Annotated in this window: 14 protein-coding genes and 1 pseudogene; 4 read left to right on the forward strand and 11 right to left on the reverse strand. The window is 67.8% G+C overall.

What is annotated here, in order from left to right:
* The first annotated feature begins 62 nt into the window (after positions 1-62).
* On the forward strand, positions 63-368 hold the full coding sequence (locus tag C0J29_RS00290) for a PE domain-containing protein (protein ID WP_172834776.1): 306 nt from the start codon (positions 63-65) through the stop codon (positions 366-368).
* Positions 369-375: 7 nt separating this feature from the next.
* Complete coding sequence (locus C0J29_RS00295; RefSeq protein WP_120791169.1) at positions 376-1515, forward strand: PPE domain-containing protein; 1140 nt, start codon at positions 376-378, stop codon at positions 1513-1515.
* Here C0J29_RS00295 and C0J29_RS00300 read toward each other — a convergent pair.
* The 3 genes from C0J29_RS00300 to C0J29_RS00310 are packed head-to-tail and all read right to left on the reverse strand — an operon-like array spanning position 1512 to position 4652.
* Positions 1512-2501: an amidohydrolase family protein gene (locus tag C0J29_RS00300; RefSeq protein ID WP_120791170.1), complete on the reverse strand. Its 990-nt coding sequence runs from the start codon at positions 2499-2501 to the stop codon at positions 1512-1514. The two genes, C0J29_RS00295 and C0J29_RS00300, sit on opposite strands and share 4 nt — an antisense overlap.
* 52 nt (positions 2502-2553) lie before the next feature.
* Positions 2554-3327 carry a TIGR03084 family metal-binding protein gene (locus C0J29_RS00305; RefSeq protein WP_120791171.1) on the reverse strand — a complete coding sequence of 258 codons (774 nt, stop codon included), beginning with the start codon at positions 3325-3327 and terminating at the stop codon, positions 2554-2556.
* Positions 3324-4652, reverse strand: coding sequence for an MFS transporter (locus C0J29_RS00310; RefSeq protein ID WP_120791172.1), 1329 nt, complete (start codon positions 4650-4652; stop codon positions 3324-3326). Before C0J29_RS00310 ends, C0J29_RS00305 begins: the two co-directional genes overlap by 4 nt.
* 101 nt (positions 4653-4753) lie before the next feature.
* On the opposite strand from C0J29_RS00310, the gene C0J29_RS00315 reads away from it, so the two are divergent.
* Positions 4754-5362 carry a YqgE/AlgH family protein gene (locus tag C0J29_RS00315; RefSeq protein ID WP_120794445.1) on the forward strand — a complete coding sequence of 203 codons (609 nt, stop codon included), beginning with the start codon at positions 4754-4756 and terminating at the stop codon, positions 5360-5362.
* A gap of 36 nt (positions 5363-5398) precedes the next feature.
* Here the strand turns inward: C0J29_RS00315 and C0J29_RS00320 are convergent, their stop codons facing one another.
* The 4 genes from C0J29_RS00320 to C0J29_RS00335 all read right to left on the reverse strand — a co-directional run bounded on the left by C0J29_RS00320 (position 5399) and on the right by C0J29_RS00335 (position 9779).
* On the reverse strand, positions 5399-6721 hold the full coding sequence (locus C0J29_RS00320) for a sterol desaturase family protein (RefSeq protein ID WP_120791173.1): 1323 nt from the start codon (positions 6719-6721) through the stop codon (positions 5399-5401).
* 6 nt (positions 6722-6727) lie between these two features.
* Entirely contained in the window at positions 6728-7717 is a 990-nt protein-coding gene (locus C0J29_RS00325) for an IS481 family transposase (protein WP_120791174.1), read from the reverse strand.
* Between the two features lie 527 nt (positions 7718-8244).
* Positions 8245-8595: a hypothetical protein gene (locus tag C0J29_RS00330; protein ID WP_065163579.1), complete on the reverse strand. Its 351-nt coding sequence runs from the start codon at positions 8593-8595 to the stop codon at positions 8245-8247.
* Between the two features lie 53 nt (positions 8596-8648).
* On the reverse strand, positions 8649-9779 hold the full coding sequence (locus C0J29_RS00335) for an LpqN/LpqT family lipoprotein (protein WP_120791175.1): 1131 nt from the start codon (positions 9777-9779) through the stop codon (positions 8649-8651).
* 200 nt (positions 9780-9979) lie between these two features.
* Between C0J29_RS00335 and leuS the strand changes: the two genes are divergently transcribed.
* Complete coding sequence (leuS, locus tag C0J29_RS00340; RefSeq protein ID WP_120791176.1) at positions 9980-12853, forward strand: leucine--tRNA ligase; 2874 nt, start codon at positions 9980-9982, stop codon at positions 12851-12853.
* 7 nt (positions 12854-12860) lie between these two features.
* Here leuS and C0J29_RS00345 read toward each other — a convergent pair whose 3' ends face one another.
* From C0J29_RS00345 to C0J29_RS00360, 4 genes and pseudogenes are all read right to left on the reverse strand, one after another.
* Positions 12861-13526 (reverse strand): SDR family oxidoreductase, encoded by a 666-nt coding sequence (locus C0J29_RS00345; RefSeq protein WP_065047728.1) that lies wholly within the window; start codon positions 13524-13526, stop codon positions 12861-12863.
* Between the two features lie 38 nt (positions 13527-13564).
* The gene (locus tag C0J29_RS00350; protein ID WP_120791177.1) at positions 13565-14059 is read right to left on the reverse strand and encodes a MarR family winged helix-turn-helix transcriptional regulator; all 495 of its coding nucleotides are present in this window, start codon (positions 14057-14059) and stop codon (positions 13565-13567) included.
* A 79-nt stretch (positions 14060-14138) separates the two neighbouring features.
* Positions 14139-14879: an amino acid ABC transporter ATP-binding protein gene (locus C0J29_RS00355; protein WP_120791178.1), complete on the reverse strand. Its 741-nt coding sequence runs from the start codon at positions 14877-14879 to the stop codon at positions 14139-14141.
* Positions 14876-16668: pseudogene (locus C0J29_RS00360) on the reverse strand (ABC transporter substrate-binding protein/permease). The gene C0J29_RS00355 and the pseudogene C0J29_RS00360 overlap by 4 nt, the downstream one beginning before the upstream one ends.
* Between the last annotated feature and the right edge of the window lie 30 nt (positions 16669-16698).

The following is a 16698-nucleotide window of genomic DNA, read 5'->3' on the forward strand; positions in this document are numbered from 1 at the left end:
AACCTAGACTCAGCGCAACTTGTCGCCGGCTCTGTCCGGCGGGATTGAATCGAGAGGTAGCAATGGGCGGATTTTTCGGCATGGTGCCGGGCGCTGTCGACATGTCGGCGGCCGCCGAGGCAGGAATCAGCGAAGGGATGGCCGCCACGACGGCGGCAGGGGCGGCCGCGCTCACCGGAGTGGTACCGATGGCCGCCGACGCGGACTCGATCGAGTTCGCGGCGGCTCTCAACGCCGCCGGATCCGCCTATCTGGGGACGGCCGCGGAGCACGTCGGGCAGCGCGTCGCCTTCTCGGGGGCACAAGGTCTGTCCTCGGCGACGACGGTCGCGGCCGAGGCGGCCAACGCGGGCGCCGTCGGACTCTAGGACGCCGATGCCAGATCCCCGCTGGACTGGACCGCCCGAGGTCGTCGCGGCGATCTTCGAGGCCGGTTCCCCCGCCTCGGTGATCGCCAACAACGTGGTCTGGGTGACCGAGACCGCCAACAATGAACTTTCGGCGGGTCTGTCCACCGTCAACACGGTGGCGACTCAGGCGGCGTGGCAGGGAGTGGGCTCCGCGGCGTCGGCGATCGCCGCCACGGGACTCAACGCCGGATTGCAGACCCTGGTCGGCTGGACTGCCGAGAAGATCAACGTCACGCAGGCCGCGGTCGAGGCGTTCATGCTCGCGCGGTCGTCGGTCATCCCGTCGATCGTCTCGCAGACCAACCGCGACGAGTGGACTGTCCTGAACGCCACCAACTGGTTCGGCCAGAACACCCCGGGGATCGTCGAGCGCGACGGTGAATACTTCGGCGAGCACTGGCCGCACAACTCCGGGGTGGGCTGGGCGTACTCCGCTGCCTTGAGTGCGTTGATCGCGGCCCTGGCGGTACCTCCACCGATCGCGCCGATGGGCGCCTCACCGGCCGCGCCGGCCGCCGCCGCAGAGGCGGTGGCCCAGGCCGCGGCCCAGACCGGCATGCAGGCGTCGAGCCAAGTCGGGCAGACAGCGGGCCAGAGCGCGGCCTCTCCCGCCGAGGCGACCGGCCAACTGAGTTCACTCATGCAGACGCCGATGCAGATGGTGTCGGGGGCCACCGAACCGCTCAAGGAGATGTTGCAGGCGCCGATGCAGGCCATGCAGGGGGTCACCAGCCTGCCGCAAAGCATGATGCAGTCATTCGGCGGGATGTTTCCGTCGGCCGGAGCGCCGGTTGCGGCGGGTCTCGGCGAACCCGTGGTTGCGGCCGCCGGGGGATCTGCGGGCGGTGGCATCGGCGCCGGAGGCGGATTCCCCGGAGCCGGGCTGACCAGTTACACCCGCCCCACCAGCAGCTTCGAGCCGGAGTCGGGTGGGAAACCGGCCAGCCTGCGGGCCGGTGTCCTTAACGCGGCCGAAGTGCGGGGTCCGACGGTCTCGACCGGCGGCGCCCCGCTTCCGATGGCCCCGGCAGGGATGCTGGCGCGTGGCGAGGCGGACAAGGACGCGGACAAGGATGTGGCGCGAGCACGCGTCGTAGTCGATTAGCCCAAGAGCAGGCGCTCGGCATTCAGGTGTGCGAATTTCTGCCTGTCCTCGAGGCTCATGGGTGCGCTGTTGATGAAGCCACGCGCGTCGAGGGAACCCCCGTTGTAAGGGTCGTCGAGTGCAAACATGAGGCGATCGGCGCCCAGCACGTCGAGGGCTTGTCGCAGCATCCGGTGACTCAATATTCCCCCGGCGGTGGCATAGACGTTTGACGTGATGTATTCGAGCACGTGCCGATCCAGATGGGTGCTGGTACCGCTGAGCGCATCGGCGCGATCGGCGAAGGAGACCAGCATCTCGCCCCAATGGCCGAGGATGAGCTGCAGGTCGGGATGCCGGTCGAAAGTTCCGGCGAGGATGAGCCGCAGCGCGGCAAGCCCGGCCTCGGCGTGCCAGCCCCACCCTCCTGTCGACAGCATCAAAGATGTGGCGAAGTCGAAACCGTCGTAGCACGCCTCCCGTACCGCCGCCGGCGGTATGCCGGGATGCAGGTAGAGGGGTGCCCCGAGCTCGGCGGCGGCTTCAAAAATCGGCCGGAAACGGTTGTGATCAAGCAGGTTTGGGCCGGTGCGGGGAAACAGCATGGCACCGACGAAGCTTAGTTCGTGGATACAGCGGCGCAGTTCAACGGCAGCGGCGTCCGGGTCCGGGGTGGGCAGGGTGGCGAACGCTGCGAAGCGGTCGGGTCGGCGCTGCACAGCATCGAAGAGGAAGTCGTTGGCGTCACGGGCCAAAGGCACTGCAAGTGCCGACGGAAGGGACTGGGTGCCCGGAGTCGTGATGGACAACACCTGCAGGTCGACACCCGCGGCGTCCATGCGGGCCACCCGTTCTTCATCCACGTCGAGCAGGCGGTGGCTGATCATCCCGGAATTGCTGAACCAGGTGACGGTGTCGTCGTCACCGGAATCGATGAGCGCCGAGCGCAATTCGGGCGTCCAAGCGTGTTCCTCCACCGCGATGACGCGCGTCGTCGGCGCGCTCATCGCCCGACGCTCCGGCTGATGGCCCCGGCTCTCTTCGCGCGCTGACGCGCGCTCATCGCCCGGCGCCGGGCGGGCCCGCGAAAGCTTGCGCGATTCCCAGCCACTGCTGCGCGTCCTCCCCCACCGCCGTCACGTCCAGCGCACTCAGCGGCCGCCGCTGGGTGACCAGGAAACAGAAATCCTCCGCTGAACCCGTCACGCGCTGTGGCGCATCCGCCGGTCCCCAGGTCCAGGTGTCCCCGCCCGGCCCGCGCAATTCGACGTAGAAGGGTTCGCTCGGCGGCGTCAAACCGTTGACCATGTACGCGTAGTCGCGGGCCCGCACGCCGATGTGCGCGATCGAGCGCAGCCGATCCGTCGGCGGCCGGGTGACACCGAGGGCGTCGGCCACATCAAGTCCGTGCGCCCAGGTCTCCATCAGTCGGGCGGTGGCCATCGACGACGCGCTCATCGGCGGGCCGAACCACGGCAACTTGCGGCCGTCGGCGACGCCGAGCAGGGCCTCGTGCAACCGCTTGCGGGTGTCGCGCCAGTCGGCAAGCAACTCCGCGGGCGGCAGCGCCGCCAGCTCCTCGGCCGCGGCATCGACGAACCCGCCCGGATCGGCGGCGGCAGCGGCCAGCGCTTCACCGAACGCAGCCTCGTCGGTGACCGACAGCAGCGAGACCCGGTCGGTCCACAGCAGATGCCCGATCTGATGGGCAATGGTCCACCCAGGCGCGGGTGTCATCGTTGCCCAGCTCTCTGCGGGCAGCGGCGCCACCAGCGTGTCGAGGTCGTCGCTTTCTGCCTGCAGATCAGCGACGAACGCAGCCGAACCAGTCATCTCAGAACCTCCCTAGCACGCCCTCGACGGCCGATCAGGCTGTGCGCCAAGAGCCCGATCAGATAGATCACCGAACCGAACAACGCAAACGCCGGCGCGCGTCCGTCGTCAGGAATGAAAGTGGCGGCCACGGTGACCGCGACAATGAACGACACCCAGAACAGTGCGTCCTGAACCGCGAACACATGCCCGCGCAGCGCGTCGTCGACGTCGATCTGCATGGCGGAGTCGGCGCACAACTTCACCACCTGGCCGGCGATGCCCAGCAGGAAACCGCACACCACCATGACCGGCAGCAATAGCCCGGCGCCCGCCGTCTGAATGGCGGCCGCTGCCACCAGCGCGCCATTGGCAGTGGCGTAGCGGCCCCAGCGCCGCACCAGCACCGGGGTCAGCACGTTCGCCAGGAAAGCTCCGAGACCGGTGGCGGCGAAGAACACCAGCGCGGTGCCCAGCCCGTCGCCGTCGACATTCTTCATGTGGTGCACGAGCAGCAGGATCAGCAGCGAGTTGATCCCGACGACCATCCGGTGTGCGGCCAGCCCGGACAGCGCGGCGGCCACTGACGGGAGTTGAACCACCGTCCGCACCCCGTGCAGCCACCCCGTGACCACGGCGTACACCGCGGAGCCGTGGATCGCCCGTTTGGTGTCATCCGGACCGAGGACCCGGGGGGCGAACCGCAGCGACAGCAGCAGGGCCAGGGCCACCGGAATCAGGGCAGTGAAGATGACCGCCGCCGCGCCGTGATCGCCGGCGCCACCGAGCCAGCGCGGCAGCAGCATGAAGTTGGCGCCCAGAAAGGCTGAGACCGCGCCGGCCGCGGTCGCCACCGAGTTCATCGTGACGACCTGCTGACGGGGCACCACGTGCGGCAACGATGCCGACAGGCCGGACGCCACGAACCGGGCCAGACCGTTGGCGAGCAGCGCGGCGCACAGCAACACCCAGTCGCCGGCCCCGACCGCGAGAATCGTGCCGATCGCGACGATGAAGCACAGCCGCGCGCTGTTCGCGCCCACCAACACCAGGCGCCGGTCCCACCGGTCCATCAGTGCGCCGGCGAACGGCCCGAGCAGCGAATAAGGAAGAAACAACACCGCGAACGCCCGGGCGATCGCCAGCGGGTCGGCGGCCCGGTCGGGGTTGAACAGCAATGCCCCCGCGAGGCCGGCCTGGAACAGGCCATCGCCGAACTGACTTGCCATGCGCAGCTGCAGAAGTCGCCAGAAGTCCGGCAGGGCGCGCACCGACCGCCACAATTCGACGGGTGCGCTTGCCTGCATCCGGGTGCGAATCACTGAACCCACTTCCACGATCGGCACAGGCAAGGTCGGGTCGGCTCTGCGCCGTCCCAATCACAGTACAAATCTTCGCCGAGCGCGGCTGTTTGCACCGGCGATCGAGCATCGGGTGCGATGATGTGATAGTGGCGCAGCACGAAGATCCTGAGGACAACTTCGCACCCGCCGCCCAGCGGGTGCGGGCGGGTACCTTGTTGCTGGCCAACACCGATCTGCTGGAGCCGACGTTTCGCCGCAGCGTCATCTACATCGTCGAGCACAACGAGGGTGGCACGCTGGGCGTGGTGCTGAACCGGTCCAGCGAGACGGCCGTCTACAACGTGCTGCCGCAGTGGGCCAAGCTCGCGTCCAAGCCCAAGACGATGTTCATCGGCGGGCCGGTCAAGAGGGACGCGGCGCTGTGCCTGGCGGTGCTGCGCGTCGGGGCCGATCCCGACGGGGTACCGGGACTGCGGCATGTGGCCGGCCGCATGGTGATGGTCGACCTCGATGCCGAACCGGATCTGATCGCGCCGGTGGTCGAGGGCGTGCGGATTTTCGCCGGATACTCCGGTTGGACCATCGGGCAACTCGAAGGCGAAATCGAGCGCGACGACTGGATTGTGTTGTCGGCGTTGCCATCTGACGTGTTGGCGCCGCCGCGGGCGGATCTGTGGGGGCAGGTGCTGCGCCGCCAGCCGTTACCGTTGGCGATGCTGGCCACGCACCCGATCGATCTGAGCCGCAACTAAGAGCCGAGACTGGCCGGGATGGCCGACCTCAAGGTCTTATGTCGTACGACCGGCGGCCAGTGGCCAAGCGAGTTGGCGCAGATAGCCTGTCGGTTCCGTTTCGTCGAGACCGTAGTGCGTGGGCCAGCTGTGGGCGGGCAGGTACAGCGTGCCGAAGATCGCGTCGAGGAGGGGAAACTCTCCGGCGAAATTGCTGTTGTGCGCTCGGGGGTCCCGGGCGTGATGCCAGTGGTGAAATTGCGGGGTGGCCGTCAGCCACCGCAGCGGGCCCAAATTCAGGTTCACGTTGGCGTGGATGAAAACCGCCTGCAGCGATATCAAGACGACGAACGCACCGAGGCTGACCTGGCCGAAGCCCAGCGCATACAGCGGCAGCACCGCGGCTGACCGGATGAACGTCTCGTCAACCGGGTGAAGATGATTCGCGGCCAGCCAGTCCATCTCACGGACGCTGTGATGAACGCGGTGAAACCGCCACAGTAGGGGTATCTCGTGGGCGGCCCGGTGTCCCGCGTAGTCGCCCACGGCCGCGATCGCCAATCCCGCCACTATCTGCACCCAACTCGGCGTCGAGGCGATGGCGACGCGCAGCGGCGGGGGCACCAATGCACGCAGTAATCCACCGCTCACGATGACCGCCGCGATCAGGCCGACCTTCAACGCGGCCCCGTTGACCAGATAGTGAACCAGGTCCGTCCGCCATCCTTGCCGCAGCACGCGACGCGGATGGAGCGGGAACAATCGCTCGAGCGGTATGAAGATGACCGCCAGAATCACCAGCCCGAACACGATCCCACCGTGTGCACTCAGCGCTGCCAGCACCACCGCGATGGTGGCCGCCAGCAGTGCGAACTTGGCGGTCTTGTTCTGTTCCGCCGGCTGCGGTGCCGGCCCCCAACTTTCGTTGACCTGCCCGGTCGTAAGGATCGGCTGATCACTGTCGAGGGCCGGGCTCCTCGTCCCTCGGACCGGCCCCGCCGGCTCGCGTGCGGTGCGGGCCAAGCAGCCCCATCCGGCCAGGATGGCGGTCGGCAACGCGATGCCGATACTCCCGGCTTCAAGATCTTGCGTGGCCACGGCGATACCCGCGATCAACGTTGCCGCCTGGACGGCGAGCCCGGCGACAGTCAACGACTTCTGTCCGCGAGCAAGTCCGAACGTCTGCCAACCAACCAGCAGAACCGCCGCCACCACCAACAGCGTGGGTAGCCGGCCATCGAGACCGGGCTGCGCATACAAACCCGCGGTGACTCTCGCCGCGAAGACCAGCACGATGAGCTCGGCTCCGTGCAGCAGGAGCATCCCCGCCGTGAACAGTCGGCCGCTCAAGGGTGGGCCGGTGCACGGGGAGATCACCATGGGCGGCTAGATGTACTGACCTGAGAGGTTAGGTACGCGGCTGGCGGGTGGTTGACCCTTGAGTGCTGTGTGGCCGCGGTGGTGATTGTAGGTGTGTAGCCATCGCGGGAACTCAGCGCAGCGGTCTGCATCGCTGCGGTAGAGCCGGGCGTAGGCCCATTCGTCGGCGAGGGTGCGGTGGAATCGCTCGACCTTGCCGTTGGTCTGGGGGCGGTAGGGGCGAGTGCGTCGGTGTTTTATGTCGCCCAGGGCCTCACGGAATGCGTGCGATCGATAGCAGGCTCCGTTGTCGGTCAACACGTTTCGGACTGTGACGCCGCAGTGGTTGAACCAGGCATTAGCCCTTAACCAAAACTCCGCGGCGGTCTCTTTGCGCTCGTCGGTCAGCAGTTCGGAGTAGGCCAGGCGCGAATACGCATCGATGGCAGTGTGCAGAAAGTGATATCCACGCACCGGATGGCCTGGCGCGCGAAACAGTCCTGAGCTCTTGTCGGCCTGGGAGTTGTGTCTACCGCGGCTACGCCCGAGTGCACGCCATCCACCGCCGGCAGGGATCTTGCCGAGTTTCTTGACATCGACGTGGACCAAGTCGCCGCAGCCCTGGGCTTCCATTCGTCGAACTACCCGTCCGGTCGCACGGTCGAGCCAGCGGAGTTTGGCCACGCCGTAGCGGCGGAGCACGCGATGAACCGTGGACACGTTGAGCCCGAGCAAATAGGCGATACGCGCTGGTCCCCAACGACGGATGACCCGCACCTTGATGATGCGCCGCTCAGTGCGCGTGGGCGTCCGATTAGGGCTGCGATGCGGGCGTGAACTGCGATCGCACATACCGGCGAGACCAAGTTCGCGGTAGCGGCCAGCCCAGCGCGCTGCAGTGTTCACCGACACCTGGAAGCGTTCGGCAGCGCGTCGCAACGGCCAACCGTCATCGACGATGCAACGGGCCAGCCGCAGACGACCGGTTTCGGACAAGGGGGCATTACGGTGGACCACGAAGACCTCCGGAGTGAGTAGTGCGTTCCTAAGCAGCTCGCACTTCACCCGGAGGTCTTCGTTAAGTCACCACGCCACGCCGTACCTAACCTCCGTGGTCAGTACAGCTAGACAACGCGCTGATTCATCGTGGATCGGTGGGAGCAGGAGGCGTAGTCGAGGGGGTCGTGGGCCGCGGCGACAAGTTTGGGCCGCAGGAGGCGGTCGGGCCCATACACGGCGTTCCGCCTCCGGCCCCGACTACTCCATCCAGGAATGGCAGCCGGTAGAGCGACATGATCGTCACGATCAAACCGATCGCGACGAGGATCGCGGCCGAGGCTGCTATCCGGTAGCGACGGCTGAGCGGTACCCGGCGCGGAGACGCTGATGGTGGTTGCGAGGTGTCGGCATTCGGCCCGTCCGACGGATCCTGATGTTGGCCCATCAATAGAGTGTGAGCGCTCGCCTGGCGCAAATTCGGCACGAAAAGCGCCCGCGCTGCTAAGTGGCTATCACCACACTGCGCGTGCGTGCAGGGTGAGGCTTCAGTGACAGGACAGCGTGCAGGCGCCGCAGCTGCCGGCACAGCCGGCCGGTTCGGCGGGGGCGGTCTGGCGGCTCAGCGCATACTTCGCGCTCTGCACCGAGCCGGTGGCCAGCGTGCCCAGTGCACCCAGGATGCAGACGATCAGCACCACGACGGCGGTGTGCGGCGATGCGGCCAGCGCCACCACTCCCCCGGCGCCCAGCATCACCGCGGCGGCGAACTGGGTGGGAGCCATCGAGCGCAGCGCCAACTGCGTGGCGTCAGTGGTGGGCGTGTGCGACAAAGACCAGATACCGAATGCGGCTGACGCTATGGCCGCACACACGCACACCACGCCCGCAATAAGCATGTGCCAACCATACGAGCCAGCCGATCAATCCGCGCGCCGGGCTCCACCGGCCGCTAGTGCACAGGTGCCGGCGTCAAGGTCACCAGGGGCGGCTCGACGGGCGCCTGGCGAGGAGCCGGAACGGTCCGCGGGCCGGGAGCGGCCGGGGCGGCGGGGGCGGCGGGAGCAGCAGGAGCGGCGGGGGCAGCCGGTGCGGCCGGTCGGGCAGGCGCCTGCGGCGCGGGAGCAGTCGCGGGCGCCCCAGCCGGCGCCGGAGCCTGGCCGCCCACGCCGGGGGTGGCCACCCGGAACCCACTGACGATGGCGTCGGTGGCGGGTGCGTCGCTGACGGCCTGCGTTGCGGCCGTCGTCACCGACAGCGACACCAGGTACTTGTCGGATCCGGAATTGGCCAGGACGTGGCGCCGCGAGGTGTTCAGCGTCATGTCGTTCTCGCGGTAGGTGCCCTCGATGACCGAGGAGGGGAAACTGCCGACGCTGGTCAGGGATGCGTTCGTGGTCTGCCACGCGAGCAGGCGCTGACTGTCGACGAACCCGTGGCTGATCGCCTCCGTCGCGTCGAAGTCACCCACCAGCTTGTAGACCACTACCTGCGCGTTCGACGTGTACACGCTGTTGCCGCCGACGCGGTCGGCGATCACCACGAACGCGTCGGGCACGTTGGGGTCAGGTACCTGGGTCCAGCGCGGCGGCATCGGCACGGTGATGTCGAGCGCCTTGAAACCCAGCGGGCGTTGCGCCTCGAGCTTGACGCCTTTGCCTTCCAAATATTCGCGCAGCGTGCCGGTGGTGGCCGGGGTGACCGCCGGCGGCTGCGGGGCGGCGACGGCGGGCGCCGGCGCGATCGCCGGCACGGCGGCGGGCGCCACGGCCGGAACGGGCGCCACGGCCGGAACGGGCGCCACCGCAGGAACGGGAGCGGCTGCCGGAGCCGGCACCTGCATCGGCAGGGGCAGCTGAGCCGGCGCTTGCGCGGGGGCAGGGGCGAACCGGTTGACACCTCCGGGGAACACCCCGGAGTTCTGCCCCGGGTTGGTCGGCTGCATCGGGACCGGCCCGGGTATCGACGGCTGGGGCACCAGGGGCTCCGCCGAAGCAGTTCCACCCGCAAACATCACGACCCCGACGACACCGGCGGCCACGCCGCCCACGAGTGTCCGCCAGCTGTGCGCGACCTGCTTCATCTCGATCGGTCCCTCCGCGATTAGCCGGGGCGTCACAGCCCACCATCGAGGCCGAATGTAACCCCTGCTCAGCGGCGCCGACCATGCCCGAAATAGACCTGGGATGAACCTCTGACCGGCACGCAACGGAACCGATATCAACCCGTGCCCGGCGCCCTCGGCGCGGTCGCTTCCAGACCGGCCCTTATACCCTGTTGGGCGTGACAGAATCGCCGACCGCCGGACCCGACGCGGACGCGCCGCGGTACCGCTACACCGCCGAGCTCGCGGCCGGGCTGGAACGCACCTGGCAGGACAACTGGGCTCAGCTGGGGACGTTCAACGTGCCCAACCCGGTCGGCTCGCTGGCTCCCGCGGATGGCTCGCCCGTCCCGCAAGACAAGTTGTTCGTGCAGGACATGTTCCCGTACCCGTCGGGGGAGGGGCTGCACGTCGGTCACCCCCTGGGTTACATCGCCACCGACGTCTACGCCCGCTACTACCGGATGACCGGACGCAACGTCCTGCACGCGTTGGGTTTTGACGCATTCGGGTTGCCCGCTGAGCAGTACGCGGTACAGACCGGTACCCACCCGCGCACCCGGACCGAGGCCAACGTCGTCAACTTCCGGCGGCAGCTGGGCAGGTTGGGACTCGGACACGACAGCCGCCGTAGTTTCTCGACCACGGATGTCGAGTTCTACAAGTGGACGCAGTGGATTTTCCTGCAGATCTACAACGCCTGGTTCGACACCGCGGCTGCCAAGGCCCGCCCGATAGCCGAGTTGATCACCGAGTTCGATTCCGGTGCAAGACAACTCGACGATGGCAGGCAGTGGGCGCAGTTGTCGGCGGGGGAGCGGGCCGACGTGATCGACGGCTACCGCCTGGTGTACCGCGCCGATTCGATGGTCAACTGGTGCCCGGGTCTGGGCACGGTGCTGGCCAACGAGGAGGTCACCGCGGACGGCCGCAGCGACCGCGGCAACTTCCCGGTGTTCCGCAAGCGGTTGCGGCAATGGATGATGCGGATCACCGCGTACTCCGACCGGTTGCTCGACGATCTCGACAGCCTGGACTGGCCGGAGAAGGTCAAGACCATGCAGCGCAACTGGATCGGGCGTTCGACAGGCGCCACGGCGTTGTTCGCCGCGACGAAGGCCGACGGGACCGCCACCGACATCGAGGTTTTCACCACCCGGCCCGACACGCTGTTTGGTGCCACCTATCTGGTGCTGGCTCCCGAGCATGAACTGGTCGACGATGTGGTCGCCGCCCGGTGGCCCGATGGAGTACAGCCGGCCTGGACCTACGGCGGCGCCACCCCCGCGGACGCGGTGGCCGCCTACCGGCGTGCGATCGCGGCCAAGTCGGACCTCGAGCGTCAGGAGAGCAAGGAGAAGACCGGAGTATTCCTGGGGAGCTTTGCCACCAACCCGGCCAACGGTGAGTCGGTGCCGATCTTCATCGCCGACTACGTGCTGGCCGGTTACGGCACCGGGGCGATCATGGCCGTGCCGGGGCACGACCAGCGCGACTGGGACTTCGCCCGCCAGTTCGGTCTGCCGATCGTCGAAGTCATTGCCGGCGGCGACATTTCGCAGTCCGCCCATTCCGGCGACGGCGTCCTGGTGAACTCGGGCTTTCTGGACGGCAAGAGCGTCGCCGACGCCAAACAGGCAATCACCGAGCGGCTGCAGTCCGAGGGCCGCGGCCGGGCCCGCATCCAATTCAAGCTGCGCGATTGGCTTTTCGCGCGGCAACGGTACTGGGGCGAGCCGTTCCCGATCGTCTATGACGCCGACGGGCGCGCCCACGCACTCGACGAAGCCGCGCTGCCGGTGGAACTGCCGGACGTATCCGACTATGCGCCGGTGTCGTTCGATCCCGACGACGCCGACAGCGAGCCGTCACCGCCGCTGGCGAAGGCGACCGAGTGGGTACACGTCGACCTCGATCTCGGCGACGGCCTGCAGCCCTACACCCGCGACACCAACGTGATGCCGCAATGGGCCGGCAGCTCGTGGTACGAGCTGCGCTACACCGACCCGCACAACTCAGAGCGGTTCTGCGCCAAGGAAAACGAGGCCTACTGGATGGGTCCGCGGCCGGATGAGCACGGGCCCGACGACCCCGGTGGCGTCGACATGTACGTCGGTGGCGCCGAACACGCCGTGCTGCACCTGCTGTACTGCCGGTTCTGGCACAAGGTTCTCTACGACCTGGGCCACGTCAGCTCCCGGGAGCCCTACCGCAGGTTGGTCAACCAGGGCTACATCCAAGCCTTCGCCTACACCGACGCGCGCGGATCGTATGTGCCTGCCGCGGAAGTGGTCGAGCGCGACGGCGGCTTCGTCTACCCGAGCCCCGACGGAGACATCGAGGTCTTCCAGGAATTCGGCAAAATCGGTAAGAGCCTGAAGAATTCGATCTCGCCGGACGAGATCTGCGACGATTACGGCGCCGACACCCTGCGGGTCTACGAGATGTCGATGGGGCCGTTGGATGCGTCGCGGCCGTGGGCTACCAAGGACGTCGTCGGCGCGCACCGCTTCCTGCAGCGGGTATGGCGGCTGGTGATCGACGAGGAGACCGGCGAGACCCAGGTGGTCGACGCGGAGCTGTCCGCCGAGACCCTGCGAGTGCTGCACCGCACCATCGACGGCGTCTCGGAAGACTATGTGGCACTTCGGAACAACACCGCGGCCGCCAAGCTGATCGAGTACACCAACCATCTCACCAAGCAGTACCGCGACGGGGTACCGCGCGCCGCGGTGGAACCGCTGGTGTTGATGCTGGCGCCGCTGGCTCCGCACATGTCCGAAGAACTGTGGCTGCGGCTGGGCCACGGCGCGTCGTTGGCGCACGGACCCTTCCCGGTGGCCGACCCCGCCTATCTCGTGGACGACACCGTCGAGTACCCGGTGCAGGTGAACGGCAAGGTTCGGGGCCGGGTGGTGGTGGCCTCCGACGCGGCCACCGACGCGGTACAAGCGGCCGCGTTGGCCGACGAGAAGGTGCAGGCGTTTCTCGACGGGGCCACGCCGCGCAAGGTGATCGTGGTGCCCGGACGGATGGTCAACCTGGTCGTCTGACCGGCCGTCAGCGCGGGCGGATCACCACTTCGTGCACGTGCCCGTCCCGCGGGGTGGCCACCACGTTGGCGACCACCTGGGCGACGGTCTCGGGGCGCAGGAACTTCGACGGGTCGTATTCGCCGCCCTCGTAGGCGACCAGTTCGCGCTGCATGTCGGTGTCCACCCGGCCGGGATGCACCGACGTCACGAGCAGCGCGGGCTCATCGCCGCGCAGCGAATCGGCGAACGCGCGCAGGGCGAACTTGCTGGCCGAGTAGGACGCCATGCCCGGCGACACGTTGCGGCCCGAACCGGAGTTGATGAACACCACCCGGCCCCGGGCCTGGCGTAGCGCCGGCAGCAGTGTCAGCGTAAGGGCAACGGCGCCAAAGACATTGACGCTGAAGGTGGCGCGCCATTCGTCCACGTGTGATTCGTCGACCCGGCCGGGGATGGATACCCCGGCGTTGTGCACGAGCACGTCGAGTTCGTCGATGACCTCGCAACTGGCGTCGATCGAATCAGGGTCGGTCAGGTCCAACGGAAAGGTGGTGGCGCCCAGCCGCTGCGCGACAGCATCCAGCCGAGCCGATGGGCGACCGGCCAACAGCAGCGTGTGCGTGGGTGCCAGCGCGGCCGCGATGGCGGCGCCGATGCCGCCGCTGGCGCCGGTGATGAGGGCGGTGGGCATCCTTCAGTAGTTACCAAACATATTGGCAACAAACACTTTCACGCCTCGCCAGTGGTCGCCGCGGATGCGGCCGGTTCACCGCTGGCGAGCCGCGCCAGGGGCGCCAGGGCATCCGTCAGGATGTCCAGGTCGGACTTCGGCAGCTGGCTGAGCATCGCCGCCAGCGCGGCGTGACGGTTGGCCAGCGACTCGTTGTGTACCGCCCGGCCCTGCGGCGTGATGTCGACCAGCACCGCACGCAGGTCCGATGGGTCGCGCGAGCGCTTCACCAGCCCGATTTTCTCCAGCCGCCGGATCGCCACCGTGGTGGTGGGGGTGCGGACCCGCTCGTGCGCGGCCAGGTCCGTCATTCGGATCGGGCCCCGGTCCAGCAGGGTGATCAGGATCGACAGCTGAGCCAGCGTCAACTCACCGGCCACCGCGGTGTTGGTCAGATCGCCGCGGCGCAGGATCGTGGACAGCTTGGACAGGGAGCGGTGCAAACCTTCCGCCAGCTCCGACACCTCCGGGGCTGTGGGTTCGCTGTCCGCCATAAATCGGCAGTCTAACCCGCCATGCCCGCGGGTGGAGACAATGCGGTGCGCGGGCGTGCCTCTTCGAGAAAAGGCCGGGTCACAGCACCTGCGACAGGAACCGCTGCAGCCGCTCGGTCTCGGCCGCGTCGAATATACGCTCCGGCGGTCCAGATTCGACGACTTTGCCGTGGTCCATGAAGACGACGGCGTCGGAGGCCGAGCGCGCGAAGCCCATCTCGTGGGTGACCACCAACATCGTCATCCCGTCGGCGCCGAGATCGGCGATGAGTTCCAGGACCCCCTTAACCATCTCGGGATCGAGCGCGGAGGTGGCCTCATCGAAGAACATCACCTGCGGAGCCATGGCCAGTGCGCGGGCGATCGCCACCCGCTGTTGCTGACCACCCGACAGGGTGGCGGGGCGCGCGCCGGCCTTGCCCTTCAGCCCGACCCGGTCCAACTGGTGCAGGGCCAGCTCCCGGGCGTCGTCAGCGGGCAGCCGGCGCAGTTTGCGCGGGCCCAGTGCGACGTTGTCCAGCACGCTGCGGTGCGGGAAGAGATTGAAGTGCTGGAACACCATGCCGATCCGCTGACGCAGCTCGTTGGGGTCGTCGCGAAGCACCGATCGACCGTCCAGCAGGATGTCGCCGCTGTCCGGCTCGTACAACCGGTTCAGGGCGCGCAGCAGCGTCGATTTTCCGGAGCCCGACGGGCCGATCACCGCGGTGGTGGTGCCCGCCGGTACCTCGAGGCTCACCCCGCGCAACACCGTCGTGCCGCCGAGGACCTGATGAATATCCTTGGCGGCCAAGGAAACCGGACCTCGGGGTACGGTCATGTCATCTCCGTGCCGATGGTCGAGGTGACGACTTGCGGGGGATCGTCGGGGTCGAGCTTGGTGCGCCCCCGGCGCAGCCGGCCGTCGATGTAATTCACCAGATGCGTGAGCGGCACGGTCAGAATCAGGTAGCAGATACCGGCTGCCACCAGCGGCGACAAGTTGCCGGTTTGCGCGTTGAGGTCGCGGCCGACCTGGAACAGCTCGCGCTGGTTGGCGATCAACCCCAGGAAGTACACCAACGCCGAGGCCTTCAGCAGCGCGATGAACTGGTTGACCAACGCCGGCAGCACCCGTCGTACGCCCTGCGGCACCACCACCAGCTGCATCGCCGCCGAGTAGCTGAAGCCCAGCGCGCGGGACGCTTCCAATTGGCCGGGGTCGACGCTCTGAATCCCGGACCGCAGAATCTCGCCCACGTAGGCGCCGGCCATCAAGCCCAGGGCGGCGATGCCCAGCGGATAAGGGTTGTTGTTGGTCAGACCGCCCACCAACGGCCCGACGCCGAGCCCGATGATCAGGATGATCACCACCTCGGGCAACCCGCGAAAGATATCGGTGTAGACCCGGGCCGGCCAGCGCAACCAGCGCTTATGGGAGATGCCGGCAACCGCGAGCGCCATGCCGACGGCCAGGCCGATGATGCTGGCGCTGAGCGTCAGGATCAACGTGTTGGGCAGCCCGGTGGTCAGCAGCGTCGGGATGGCCTGGCGGTACATGTCCCAGTCGAGGAAGGAATCCCGCAGCTGCCCCAGCGTCGATTTGGGTGCTGCCGGGTGCACCGGCCCGCGGTGGTGCTCGGCGGCGATCGCGGCGAAATCGGGCAGTTTCGGCAGCGCGGCAGCGTTTGATCCGGGCTTCCAGCCGGGGGGCAGGGTGCGGGGCACCCACTTGCTGTAGAGCTCGGCCCAGGTGCCGTCCGCGATGACGGCGTCCAGTCCGGAATTCAGGGCGTCGACCAGTGGCTGGTTGTCCCTGGCGACCGCGTAGGCGACGAAGTCGTCGGTGCCGAAGGTGTGGGCGACAATAACCGCGGGATCATTCGGCCGCACTGCGCTCGATGCCTGGTTGGCCGGTGCCACCCACGCGTCGATCTGGTGGGTCTTCAAGCTTGCGTACACGGTCGCGAAGTCCGGGTACTTCACCGGCTGCAGGTGCAGCGTGTCCACGACATAGGTCTCCTCGACCGTGCCCTGCACCACCCCGATCCGCTGACCGGCCGTCAGGTCGGTGAACTTCTTGATCGCCGAACCCGGGGGCACCACCAGGGAGTAGAAGCCGAAGTCATAGCCGTTGGTGAAGGCGACGGTGTGCCGCCGCGCGTCGGTCGCTTTGACCGACGACGAGCCCACGTCGAAGCGGCGCGAGGCCACCTGCGCCAGCAGTCCGGAGAAATCCGTACCGACGAAACGCACCTGCAGGCCCAGTTTCTTGGCGATGGCGCGCAGTAGTTCGTTGTCGAAACCGGTGAAGCGGCCGGTGGCGTTGATGCAGGTGCTGGGCGGGGCGTCGGACAGGGTGCCGGGGCCACCAGCGTGCCGGGTGTACCCAGGCCCAGCGACGCCGTATCGACCGAGCTCAACGGCACCACCGACGCCGTGGTGTCGGTGTCGTCCGCAGCACCGGAGTCGCCGGCTGCCCGCGCTGACGTGAGGTCTTCGGGCAGGACGGTGGCGCTTTCCACTCCCGGCGGTGCGCACTGATTGCGGTCCGCGAACGCGGGCGCCGCGCAGGCCAACCCGGCCACGATCAGAATCGTCGCCAGCAATCCGAACAGTCTTGCCCCCATCACCGCCACCGTATCGAGAGCCCGGCGGTG

The sequence above is a fragment of the Mycobacterium paragordonae genome (assembly GCF_003614435.1).
Lineage (GTDB): Bacteria > Actinomycetota > Actinomycetes > Mycobacteriales > Mycobacteriaceae > Mycobacterium > Mycobacterium paragordonae.

Coding starts and splice junctions, on each gene's coding strand:
- C0J29_RS00335 (WP_120791175.1), bottom strand. CDS start 9,779: ATGAAGCAGGTCGCGCACAGCTGGCGGACACTCGTGGGCGGCGTGGCC.
- C0J29_RS00350 (WP_120791177.1), bottom strand. CDS start 14,059: ATGGCGGACAGCGAACCCACAGCCCCGGAGGTGTCGGAGCTGGCGGAA.
- C0J29_RS00355 (WP_120791178.1), bottom strand. CDS start 14,879: ATGACCGTACCCCGAGGTCCGGTTTCCTTGGCCGCCAAGGATATTCAT.
- C0J29_RS00330 (WP_065163579.1), bottom strand. CDS start 8,595: ATGCTTATTGCGGGCGTGGTGTGCGTGTGTGCGGCCATAGCGTCAGCC.
- C0J29_RS00295 (WP_120791169.1), top strand. CDS start 376: ATGCCAGATCCCCGCTGGACTGGACCGCCCGAGGTCGTCGCGGCGATC.
- C0J29_RS00290 (WP_172834776.1), top strand. CDS start 63: ATGGGCGGATTTTTCGGCATGGTGCCGGGCGCTGTCGACATGTCGGCG.
- C0J29_RS00305 (WP_120791171.1), bottom strand. CDS start 3,327: ATGACTGGTTCGGCTGCGTTCGTCGCTGATCTGCAGGCAGAAAGCGAC.
- C0J29_RS00300 (WP_120791170.1), bottom strand. CDS start 2,501: ATGAGCGCGCCGACGACGCGCGTCATCGCGGTGGAGGAACACGCTTGG.
- C0J29_RS00345 (WP_065047728.1), bottom strand. CDS start 13,526: ATGCCCACCGCCCTCATCACCGGCGCCAGCGGCGGCATCGGCGCCGCC.
- C0J29_RS00320 (WP_120791173.1), bottom strand. CDS start 6,721: ATGGTGATCTCCCCGTGCACCGGCCCACCCTTGAGCGGCCGACTGTTC.